The sequence below is a fragment of the Pseudomonas songnenensis genome, assembly GCF_003696315.1.
Classification (GTDB): domain Bacteria; phylum Pseudomonadota; class Gammaproteobacteria; order Pseudomonadales; family Pseudomonadaceae; genus Stutzerimonas; species Stutzerimonas songnenensis.
The window spans coordinates 898,145-906,312 of record NZ_RFFN01000002.1; the positions used below are offsets into that span (position 1 = coordinate 898,145).

8 protein-coding genes are annotated in these 8,168 nt (G+C 59.5%); 4 read left to right on the plus strand and 4 right to left on the minus strand.

From position 1 onward, the window contains the following. Nucleotides 1-169: 169 nt before the first annotated feature. The 4 genes from zwf to rluB all read left to right on the plus strand — a co-directional run bounded on the left by zwf (nt 170) and on the right by rluB (nt 4,248). Nucleotides 170-1,639, plus strand: coding sequence for a glucose-6-phosphate dehydrogenase (zwf, locus tag EA798_RS08630; RefSeq protein WP_106158546.1), 1,470 nt, complete (start codon nt 170-172; stop codon nt 1,637-1,639). Further along, the gene (gene pgl, locus EA798_RS08635) at nt 1,626-2,339 is read left to right on the plus strand and encodes a 6-phosphogluconolactonase (protein ID WP_122098653.1); all 714 of its coding nucleotides are present in this window, start codon (nt 1,626-1,628) and stop codon (nt 2,337-2,339) included. Before zwf ends, pgl begins: the two co-directional genes overlap by 14 nt. A gap of 17 nt (nt 2,340-2,356) precedes the next feature. Beyond that, nucleotides 2,357-3,001: a bifunctional 4-hydroxy-2-oxoglutarate aldolase/2-dehydro-3-deoxy-phosphogluconate aldolase gene (locus tag EA798_RS08640; RefSeq protein WP_122098654.1), complete on the plus strand. Its 645-nt coding sequence runs from the start codon at nt 2,357-2,359 to the stop codon at nt 2,999-3,001. Between the two features lie 113 nt (nt 3,002-3,114). After that, nucleotides 3,115-4,248, plus strand: a complete 1,134-nt coding sequence (rluB, locus tag EA798_RS08645; protein WP_122098655.1) for a 23S rRNA pseudouridine(2605) synthase RluB — start codon at nt 3,115-3,117, stop codon at nt 4,246-4,248. Nucleotides 4,249-4,316: 68 nt separating this feature from the next. Here rluB and EA798_RS08650 read toward each other — a convergent pair whose 3' ends face one another. From EA798_RS08650 to EA798_RS08665, 4 genes are all read right to left on the minus strand, one after another. Further along, on the minus strand, nt 4,317-5,057 hold the full coding sequence (locus EA798_RS08650; RefSeq protein ID WP_106158550.1) for a YciK family oxidoreductase: 741 nt from the start codon (nt 5,055-5,057) through the stop codon (nt 4,317-4,319). Nucleotides 5,058-5,134: 77 nt separating this feature from the next. Next, nucleotides 5,135-5,806: an N-acetylmuramic acid 6-phosphate phosphatase MupP gene (gene mupP, locus EA798_RS08655; protein ID WP_122098656.1), complete on the minus strand. Its 672-nt coding sequence runs from the start codon at nt 5,804-5,806 to the stop codon at nt 5,135-5,137. After that, a complete protein-coding gene (gene ubiG, locus EA798_RS08660; protein WP_106158552.1) occupies nt 5,806-6,504 on the minus strand; it encodes a bifunctional 2-polyprenyl-6-hydroxyphenol methylase/3-demethylubiquinol 3-O-methyltransferase UbiG in 699 nt (232 codons plus the stop codon). The genes mupP and ubiG overlap by 1 nt, the downstream gene beginning before the upstream one ends. A gap of 144 nt (nt 6,505-6,648) precedes the next feature. Beyond that, nucleotides 6,649-7,992: a TRZ/ATZ family hydrolase gene (locus tag EA798_RS08665; protein ID WP_122098657.1), complete on the minus strand. Its 1,344-nt coding sequence runs from the start codon at nt 7,990-7,992 to the stop codon at nt 6,649-6,651. Nucleotides 7,993-8,168: the final 176 nt, after the last annotated feature.

The following is an 8,168-nucleotide window of genomic DNA, read 5'->3' on the forward strand; positions in this document are numbered from 1 at the left end:
ACAGGTGTCTGGCTGGAGAAAGCGGACGAGCGAGATGGTCGGATCTGAGTATTTGTCTCGTGAAGCAGGTCTGTTGCATGTAGCGATGATCTGAACGGCAGTTGTCTGATCGGATGATCAGCGTTATGCGCGCTGCATGCCACTGACCCAGCACCCAAGCGGACGGACCATGCCAGGCATCACGGTAGAATCCATCACTTTTTCGTTGTTTGGCGCCTTGGGTGACCTGGCGCTGCGCAAGCTGTTTCCGGCCTTGTATCAGCTCGACCGTGCCGGTCTTCTGCATCCCGACACGCGGATTCTGGCGCTTTCCCGCGAGCGGGGTGAGTCTGCGCTGCATGAGGCGCGGATCGTTCAGGCGTTGCGTGCGCGAGTTCCTGCCAGCGAGCTCGATGAAAGTGCGCTGGAGCGCTTCAGCGCTCGCCTGAGTTACGTCTCGATGGATTTTCGTCGCCCAGAGGATTACGCGGCACTGCGCGAATCGGTTCCAGTCGACCAGCCCTTGATCGCCTATTTCGCAACACCCGCGGCTGTATACGGGGATATTTGCAAGTCGCTCGCCTCGGTGGGGCTGTCCGAGCAGACGCGAGTCGTGCTGGAGAAGCCGATAGGGCACGACCTGCATTCCTCGCGCGTCATCAACGATGCGGTTGCCGAGCATTTTCCAGAGAGCCGTATCTATCGCATCGACCATTATCTGGGCAAGGAAACGGTTCAGAATCTGATCGCGCTGCGGTTCGCCAACAGTCTGTTCGAAACGCAGTGGGATCAGCACCACATCTCCCATGTCGAAATCACCGTGGCGGAGACAGTGGGGATCGAAGGACGCTGGGGCTATTTCGATCAGGCCGGCCAGCTGCGCGACATGGTCCAGAACCATCTGCTGCAGTTACTCTGCCTGATAGCCATGGATCCGCCGAGCAACCTCACCGCCGATAGCATTCGCGATGAGAAGGTGAAGGTACTCAAAGCGCTGGCGCCGATCACGGCGGAGTCGATCCATCAGCGAGTGGTTCGTGGTCAGTACGCAGCTGGAAACATTGCGGGCGTTTCGGTCCCGGGCTATCTCGACGAGGAAAATTCCAACGCCCAGAGCAGCACGGAAACCTTCGTCGCGTTGCGCGCCGATATCTGTAACTGGCGTTGGTCTGGCGTGCCGTTCTATCTGCGGACCGGCAAACGCATGGCACAGAAGTTGTCGCAGATCGTCATCCATTTCAAAGAGCCGCCTTTCTACATCTTCGCGCCGGAACAGCGTGCATTGATCAGCAATCGCCTGATCATTCGGTTGCAGCCTGACGAGGGCATCTCGCTGCAAGTCATGACCAAGGAGCAGGGGCTGGACAAAGGTATGCATCTGCGCAGTGGGCCGCTGCAGCTGAACTTCTCCGAAACCTACAAGAGCACCCGTATTCCCGACGCTTACGAGCGGCTGCTACTCGAGGTCATGCAAGGCAATCAGAACCTGTTCGTCCGCAGGGATGAAATCGAATATGCGTGGCAATGGTGCGATCAGCTTATCGAGGGCTGGAATCGCCTCGGCGCTGAGCTCAAGCTGTATCCGGCGGGCTCCTGGGGGCCGGTCGCTTCGATTGCATTGATCACACGTGATGGGAGGGCGTGGTATGGCGATCTTTGAGCTCGATCTACCAATCGGCGTTATCGCTCACAGTTCGGCTGACCCGCAGCGTCAGGCCGCGTTGATGGCTGATTGTGTTGCAGGTGCGCTCGCCTATGCGGTGCAAACCCATGGAACAGCCAGCCTGGTCGTGTCTGGTGGGCGCAGCCCCATCCTGTTCTTCGAAGAGCTTTCGAAACGAGAACTGAACTGGACGAAGGTTCAGATCAGCCTTGCCGACGAGCGCTGGATTCCGACTGGCGAACCGGCAAGCAACGAAGGATTGGTGCGTCGCCACTTGCTTCAGAACGCAGCCAGCGAAGCCCGACTGATCGGGCTGTATCAGCCTGCCGATTCCCTTGCTCAGGCAGCAGCGCTGGCCGAACGTGCGCTGGAGCAGCTTCAGCGGCCCATCGACGTACTCGTGCTCGGCATGGGCGACGATGGCCACACAGCCTCACTGTTCCCGGGTAATCCGAACCTGGCACACGCGCTGCGTCCAGACTGTCCGGAGCGTTGTCTGCCAATGCAGGCTCCGGTGGAGCCGCAAGCTCGTCTGACAATGACTTTTCCGCTTCTGTCCTGCGCACGGATGCAGTGCCTGGCCATTCAGGGATCCGACAAACTCGAAACCTTGCGCGCCGCATTGCATGCCGATCCGCTGCAAATGCCGATCCGTGCGTTCCTTCATTCTCCGCTCGAGATTTACTGGTGCCCATGAGGCCCGAGGACTCTTGCATGACCATGGACCAGAAAAACGCCTTGATTGAAAGAATCTGCATGGATGCGCGCATCCTGCCAGTCATCACGATAGGCAGCGAAGAGCAGATTCTGCCGCTTGCCGATGCGCTTGCCGATGGCGGTCTGCGCACGCTGGAGATCACATTGCGCTCCAGCCATGGTCTGACGGCGATTCGGCGGCTGCGCGAAGAGCGGCCCGATCTTTGTGTCGGCGCGGGTACGGTGCTTGACCGTCGGATGATGGATGAGGTGGAAGCAGCTGGGGCCCAGTTCATCGTCACGCCCGGCTCGACACGGGAGATTCTGGAGGCGGGGGTGAGCTGCTCGGTGCCGCTGCTGCCAGGCATCAGTAGCGCGTCCGATCTGATGGAGGGGTATGCGCTCGGCTATCGCCGCTTCAAGCTCTTTCCGGCTGAGGTTTGCGGCGGTGTTGCTGCGTTGAAAGCGTTGGGCGGCCCTTTCACCGACGTTCGCTTTTGTCCGACCGGTGGGGTAACGGCGGCGAATGCTGCCAGTTATCTGGCCCTGCCGAACGTGATGTGCGTCGGGGGAACCTGGATGATCGATAGCAAAAGCTTCAGTGATGCTGACTGGCCAAGCATTCAGCAGCGTACTGCCGATGCCCTTGCCGCATTGGCATAGCGCCGAGATGCCTCGTTCCGAATCGCTGCTACGCTGTCGTTGGTGCGTAGCAGCCGCTATGCGCGTATGATTCGCGCCCTTTCAATCGGATTGCCACACCGGGAGGTGCCCAGATGACCGAGCACGAAGAAACAAGCACTCACGTAACCCATGGCGAAAAGCTGCAGAAGGTCCTGGCCCGCCTGGGCATGGCTTCGCGTCGTGATGTCGAAAAATGGATCGTTGAAGGCCGCGTAAAGGTCAACGGTGCTGTTGCGAGCCTTGGCCAGCGGGTCGACTCGCATGACGCCATTGCTGTCGATGGCCGCCTGCTCAAGCGGGAAGAGGCGAATGAAGTCGTACGGCGCGTACTGATCTACAACAAGCCCGACGGCGAGATTTGCACCCGCAATGACCCCGAAGGGCGTCCGACCGTTTTCGATCGTTTGCCTCGACCGAAAGAGGGCCGTTGGATCAACATCGGCCGTCTGGACATCAATACAACCGGTCTTTTGCTCTTCACCACCGACGGAGAGCTGGCCAATCGCCTGATGCACCCTTCGTATGAAATGGACCGCGAGTATGCGGTACGCGTGCGCGGGGAGGTCGACGACGAAATGATCGAGCGACTGAAGACCGGCGTCATGCTTGAGGACGGTCCTGCGCGCTTTACCGACATCCAGGAAGCGCCTGGCGGTGAAGGGTTCAACCATTGGTACCACTGTGTCGTGATGGAAGGACGCAACCGCGAGGTTCGTCGGCTCTGGGAATCCCAGGGACTGGTCGTCAGCCGCCTGAAGCGGGTTCGTTTCGGTCCTGTATTCATGACGTCGGATCTGCCGATGGGGCGCTGGCGCGAGATGTCGCAAAGCGAAGTGGACATCCTCAGCCAGGAGGTCGGGCTCAAACCGGTTGCCCTGCCGAGCATGAAAGCGAAGGCCAAGGAAAAGATCGACCGCATGCAGCGCAAGGTGGCAAAGCCGCTTGGTCGAGGCGAGCGTCGGCCCCGTGTACTTCGCTCGTCAAATGAAGCTGATGTAGCCGGTTCGGACAAGCCGCGGGCGCAGCGGGACGATCAGGGCGGGCGTAAGCCGCGTGTCAGCGAAGGGCGTAGCGAAAAGACGCGCGGGACACCTGTCGCCGAGCGTCCGGGCGACGCGCGTAAAGGCGGCAAGCGCAACGATGGGACAGGGCGTCCGTCGGGGCCAGGCAAAAGGCCGGCCGGCGATGGGCAGCGTCCGGGCTTCGGGCGCAGCAAACGCACCTGATTGGTGTATCCAGCGCTGCGCAATGGTGTGATGCCATTGCGCAGCGTTTTTGTTTCTGCAGGGCCTGACTACTGCGCATCCAGCGCTTGGCCATTCACTCCGATGCTGTCGGGCCCCATCAGATACAAATAGACAGGCATGATCTCTTCGGGCAGCGGATTGACCTGCGGATTCTCGCCGGGATATGCCTTGGCACGCATATCGGTGCGGGTTGCGCCGGGGTTGATGCTGTTGGCGCGCACCGGCGCGGTTTCATCCACCTCGTCGGCGAGTACCTGCATCAGACCTTCCGTGGCGAATTTTGATACCGCGTAGGCGCCCCAGTAAGCACGTCCTTTGCGACCGACGCTGCTTGACGTGAAGATCACCGAGGCATCTTCGGCGAGCTTGAGCAGCGGTAGCAGGGTACTGGTAAGCATGAACATCGCGTTCACATTTACCTGCATCACGCGCATGAAGTTGTCGCCGGACAGTTGTTCCAGTGGCGTACGTGGGCCGACGATCGCTGCGTTGTGCAGCAGTCCGTCAAGATGGCCGAACTCACGCTCTATCATCGCCGCCAGCTCGTCGTACTGGTGCGGCAGGGCGGTTTCCAGGTTGAACGGGATGACGGCAGGGTGCGGATGGCCGGCCGCCTCGATGTCGTCATAAACACGATTCAGGTTGTCTTCGTTCTTGCCAAGCAGTAGTACGGTCGCGCCGTGAGCGGCGTAGGCTTTTGCCGCTGCTTCGCCGATACCGCGACCAGCTCCGGTTACCAGAATGATGCGCCCTTTGAGCAGGTCCGGGCGGGCGGAGTATTCGAACATCGGATGCCTCATAAATCGTCAGGTAATAAGTGCTCAACATATTCGTGAGCAATTGGGCGGTGGGTTGCTGTTGGTGCTTAACAGCTGCAGAGGGCCCGATCCAGAACTTCCCGAAGCTCCAGCGGATGGTCCACGACTACATCTGCACCCCAGTTGCTGGGGTTGTCTTCGGGGTGGATATAGCCATAGCGCACCGCGGCGGTTCTACTGCCGGCCGCGCGACCGGACTCGATATCGCGAAGGTCGTCGCCGACGAACAGAACCGCAGACGGATCGAGGTTGAGCTGTTTGCAAGCAAGTAGCATCGGCTCTGGATCGGGTTTGCTTCTGGCAACGTGGTCAGGGCAGACCAGTACGGCGGAACGTGAAGCCAGGCCCAGCTGATGCATGATCGGCTCCGCGAAACGCAGTGGCTTGTTGGTCACGACCCCCCAAAGCAGATTGGATTGTTCGATCTCGTCCAGCAGCTCGGCCATGCCGTCGTAGAGATGGCTATGTACGGCGCAGTGTCCCTGATAGCGCTCCAGGAACTCGAGTCGCAGCTCTTCGAACTCGTCTGACAGCGGATCGACGTCAAACGCACTGAGCACCATTGCCCTCGCGCCTCCCGACACCACGTCACGGACCTGTTGGGCAGGGACGGGAGCAAGGCCACGCGCAACCCTCATCGCTTGTGCGACGGCAATGAAATCCGGAGCGGTATCGAGCAGGGTACCGTCCATGTCGAACAGAACAGCGCGCAGGCGCATCATCCCTCCTTGACTGTCTGGATCATGTAGTTGACGTCGACGTCGGCAGACAGTTTGTAGTGCTTGGTAAGCGGGTTGTAGGTGAGGCCGATTATGTCTTTTACGGCAAGTCCGGAGTCGCGGCTCCAGGCGCCGAGTTCTGAGGGCCGGATGAACTTCTTGAAATCGTGTGTGCCACGCGGGAGCAGCTGAAGCACATACTCAGCGCCAATGATGGCAAGCGCATACGCTTTCGGATTGCGATTGATCGTCGAGAAGAACACCTGACCGCCTGGCTTGACCAGTGCACTGCAGGCGCGGATGACCGATGCAGGGTCCGGTACATGCTCGAGCATTTCAAGGCAGGTAACGATGTCGAACTGTTCCGGTGCTTCCTCTGCCATCGCTTCGGCGGTGATCTGCCGGTAATCGATCTCCAGGCCCGACTCGAGAAGGTGTAGCCGCGCTACGGAAAGCGGTGCCTCGCCCATATCGATACCGGTAACCGCCGCGCCCCGCTGAGCCATGGCCTCGCTGAGAATCCCGCCGCCACAGCCGATGTCGATGACCTTTTTGCCTGCCAGCGAAACATGCTCGTCTATCCAGTTCACGCGAAGTGGATTGATCTCGTGCAGCGGCTTGAATTCGCTTTCGCGGTCCCACCAGCGATGGGCAAGGGCCTCGAATTTAGCGATTTCAGCGTGGTCGACGTTGCTCATGGTTCGGTCCGTTTTGAATGCTTGAGAAAAGAAGCTTGAGTCGCAAACGCGAATGTTGCCAGCTCAGGATGCAGTAGGGGCACCTATACGGCCCCTCGTTCATATGTCATATGGTCGCGGTGGTGCAGCCCAATTTCGATTGAGTCACCCTTGGTCTCGTTCTCTGCTTGATATTTTTTCGCCCCATTGGCGGGCGTTTGCGATAACGCGTTGCTCGTCGATCCGAGTCAGTCGGCCGCTGTCTAGCAACTGTTTGCCGCCGACCCAGACATGCCGGGCGGACTCTTTGCTGGTGGAATAGATCAACTGAGAAACCGGATCGTATATCGGTTGTTGGGCTAGGCCGGAAAGGTCGAAAGCGACGAGGTCCGCGAACTTGCCGACCTCCAGCGATCCGGTGTGCTCCTCGATGCCAAGAGCCCGCGCACCGTTGAGCGTAGCCATGCGCAAAGCTCGATGCGCGTCGAGCGCGGTTGCCGAACCGGCCACTGCTTTCGCCAACAAAGCTGCGGTGCGTGTTTCGCCCAAAAGGTCCAGGTCGTTATTGCTCGCGGCGCCGTCCGTCCCGATAGCCACATTAACCCCTGCCTCCCAAATTCGTTCAACCGGGCAGAAACCACTGGCGAGTTTAAGGTTCGACTCAGGGCAGTGGATGACGCTGCAGTTATGCTCGGTTAGCAGTGCGAGATCGTCGTCATTTACCTGTGTCATATGAACGGCCTGGAATCGCGGGCCGAGCAGCTGCAGTCGCGCCAGCCGCGCCAGCGGGCGCTCTCCATGCCTTTGCACGGCGTCTTGAACTTCCTGGGCGGTCTCGTGAACATGCATGTGAATGCCTGCGTCCATCTCCGCCACCAGAATCCGGATATCTTCTAGCTTGTCATCCGCCACTGAATAGGGCGCATGCGGGCCGAAGGCAACCGTGATGCGTGGATGGTGCTTGAGATCATCGAACAGCTCGACGCCCTTGCGTAGCGCTTCATCGGCATCCCGTGCGCCGGGAATAGCGAAGTCGAAAACCGGGATGGTGATCTGCGCCCTTACACCATGCTTATGGACCAGTTCGCTCGCCACGTTGGGATGGAAATACATATCCGAAAAGCAGGTGATCCCGCTCTTCAATTGCTCGGCAATCGCCAGTTCGGTGCCGCAGCGAACGAAGTCTTCATCTACCCAGCGCGATTCGGCGGGCCAGATGTGCTCTTTAAGCCAGCGCTGTAACGGCAAGTCATCGGCCAGGCCACGGAACAACGTCATGGCGGCATGCCCGTGAGCATTGACCAGCCCCGGTGCGAGTAGCATTCCTCGCAGTTCCTGGGTTTCGATGGCGCTGTGCTTGAGCGCCTCAGCACGCGGTGCTATCAGCGCGATGCGCCCGTCGCGAATGCCAAGACCGTGCCCTTTGAACACTACGCCGGCCGGTTCCACGGGGACAAGCCAAGTAGGAAACAGCAGCAGGTCTAGCGGTGCATCGCATTGTAGGGGCATCGGGGAGCCGTGGCTGAGTGGATGGCCTGTCAGTGTAATGGTTGAAGCGACTGGAATGAAGGAAGTGCTGCTGCGCCTATACTGCCGATGGACCGTTGCCACATATATAGGCAACCACGACTTTCACTAGCGAAAGCGCAGCCTCTAACGGCTGCCCGAACAAAACTGAAATAAAC